General features: G+C 64.1%; 2 protein-coding genes and 1 pseudogene. All 3 read right to left on the bottom strand.

The features are described 5' to 3' along the window. Positions 1-645: pseudogene (locus tag VF497_RS13110) on the bottom strand (3-phosphoshikimate 1-carboxyvinyltransferase); the annotation flags it as partial. After that, positions 645-1,775 (bottom strand): prephenate dehydratase, encoded by a 1,131-nt coding sequence (gene pheA / locus VF497_RS13105; RefSeq protein WP_330889405.1) that lies wholly within the window; start codon positions 1,773-1,775, stop codon positions 645-647. The pseudogene VF497_RS13110 and the gene pheA, both read right to left, overlap by 1 nt. Before the next feature lie 188 nt (positions 1,776-1,963). Further along, the coding region (gene serC, locus VF497_RS13100) for a 3-phosphoserine/phosphohydroxythreonine transaminase (protein WP_330889403.1) at positions 1,964-2,695 on the bottom strand (732 nt) is incomplete at its 5' end.

Below are 2,695 nucleotides of genomic sequence, written 5' to 3'. Positions count from 1 at the left end.
GATCGGATAGCCAAACGCGTGCAGCATGCGTTCGGTGTAGTCGCGCGTCGGGTGCGGCTCGTGAACCTGCGTTTCGCCCTGCGCAAACAGCCCGGCGAGCAGCAGCGCGGATTTCACCTGTGCGCTCGCGACCGGCAGCGTGTAGTCGATGCCTTGCAGCTGGCGGCCGCCGGAAATGCGCAGCGGCGGCAGACCACCTTCGTTCGATTCAATCTTCGCGCCCATCCCGGCGAGTGGATCGATCACGCGCCGCATCGGCCGCTTCGACAGCGATTCGTCGCCAATCAGCGTCGTGTCGAACTGCTGCCCGGCGAGCAGGCCAGCGAGCAGGCGCATGCCGGTGCCGGCGTTGCCGCAGTCGATCGGACCAGACGGCGCTTTCAAACCGTCAATGCCGACGCCATGCACCACGCGCTCGCTCGCGCTGGGCGTGTCAATGCGCACCCCCATCTGTGCGAACGCGCGTGCGGTCGCGCGAGTATCCTCGCCTTCGAGGAATCCCGTGATCCGCGAAACGCCATCGGCAAGCGAGGCGAACATGACTGCGCGATGCGAAATCGATTTGTCGCCGGGGACGTGGATTTCGCCGCGCAAGGCGACGGCAGGAGAACTGGTCCAGATCAGCGGATTCGTGCCACCCGACATTAGAGCACCGCCACCGGATACGAGCCAAGCACCTTGATCTGTGCAGCATGCGCCTTCAATTCGGCCAGCGCGGCCTTCATCGGCGCATCTTCGATATGCCCGGCGAGGTCGATGAAGAACGCGTACTCCCAGTTCGCATGATGCGAGGGCCGCGATTCGATGCGGCTCATCGATACACCGTGGCGCGCGAACGGGCTGAGCACGTTGAACAGCGCGCCGGGCTGGTCCTTGATCGAGACGAGCACCGAGGTGCGGTCGTGGCCGCTGCTCGGGAAGAACTGGCGGCCGAGGACGAGGAAGCGCGTGGTGTTGTCGTCGCGATCCTGGATCGGGCTGACGACGACTTTCTTCAAACCGTAAACATGCCCCGCCGCTTCGCCAGCGATCGCCGCGGCGTCATCCGCGTTGCGCGCGCGGCGCGCGGCTTCGGCGTTGCTCGACACCGGAATCTTCTCGGCCTTCGGCAGATTCGCGCGCAGCCAAGCCTTGGTCTGTGCGAACGACTGCGGATGCGAGTAGATGCGTTCGATGTCCTCGATATGTCCGGAGCGCGAGAGCAGGAACTGGCGCACGCGCAGTTCGACTTCGCCGCAGATCTTGAGGTTCGAGGTCAGGAACATGTCGAGCGTGACCTGGATCGTGCCCTGCCCCGAGTTCTCGACCGGAACAACGCCGAAATCGGCATGCCCGGCTTCGACTTCCTGGAACACTTCCTCGATGCTCGCCAGCGGCAGGCCGTGTGCCGAGCCGCCGAAATGCTTGCGCATCGCCTGCTCGCTGAACGTGCCTTCGGGGCCGAGGTAGCCGATCTTGAGCGGCTCCTGCTGGGCGAGGCAGGCCGACATGATTTCGCGGAACACGTGCACGAGCACTTCGTCGGCGAGCGGGCCGTGGTTGCGGTCGATCACCATGCGCAGCACCTGCGCCTCGCGCTCGGGTCGGTAGTAGTCGACCGCGGCCTTGAGCGGCCCTTTCGCCTTGCCGACCTGCTGCGCCCAGCCGGCGCGCTCGGCGATCAGCTCCTGGATCTGCCGGTCGATGCCGTCGATGCGCGTACGCGCCTGGGCGAGATCGAGCGGCGGAATCTTCGCCGCCGCGGCTTTGGTCTTCTGTGTCTTCTTTGCGGCCATGGGTATACTTTTACAGAATTTCGGACTTGGTGCGCAGTCGGTCCAGGGAACCTCTGATTAACCGTAGCGAGCGAAGAGAATTTGCGCGTCGCCGGAGCGCAGGAACCGGAGCATACAAGCAGTATGTGAGGATTCCGAGCACCGCCGGCGCGCAAATTATCGAGCGCAGTAGGTTAATCGGAGGTTCCCTAGCCGTAGCGCTTGGCGAAATCACGCATGAAATCGGCCAGCGCATGCACCGCCTCGAGCGTCACCGCATTGTAGAGCGAGGCGCGCATGCCGCCGACGGCCTTGTGCCCCTTGAGCGCGAGCAACCCGGCTGCTTCGGATTCCTTGAGGAACAGCGCATTCAACTCTTCGTCGAACAGCGTGAACGGCACGTTCATCCACGAACGCGACGCCTTCTCGACCGGATTGCGATAGAAGCCGCCCGAGCCGTCGATGCAGGCGTAGAGGTGCTCAGCCTTGGCGCGGTTGCGCTCGCCGATGGCGACGAGGCCGCCTTCGCGCAGCAGCCACTTGAACACGAGACTGGCGAGATACCAGCCGAACGTGTTCGGTGTATTGAGCATCGAATCGTTGGCAGCATGCTCGGCGTAGTTGAATATCTTCGGCATGTCCTTGGGACAGCGCGCGAGCAGGTCCTCGCGTACGATCATGACGACGAGGCCGGAAGCGCCGATGTTCTTCTGCGCACCGGCATAGATCAGGCCGAACTTGCGCACGTCGAGCGGGCGCGAAAGGATGTCGGACGACATGTCGGCGATCAGCGGCACGTCGCCGACCTCGGGTACGTGTTGGAACTCGACGCCATGAATGGTCTCGTTCGGCGTGTAGTGGACGTAGGCGGCGTCCGTATGCAGCGTCCAGCTATCGCGCCCAGGAATCGCCGTGTGCCGGTTGGCGTCGCTGTTCGCGGC

It is taken from the genome of Rudaea sp., from assembly GCF_036383415.1.
In the GTDB taxonomy this organism is placed as follows: Bacteria; Pseudomonadota; Gammaproteobacteria; order Xanthomonadales; family Rhodanobacteraceae; genus Rudaea.
The sequence above is the reverse complement of the archived record's forward strand: the minus strand, read 5'-3'. Positions and strand labels throughout refer to the sequence as shown.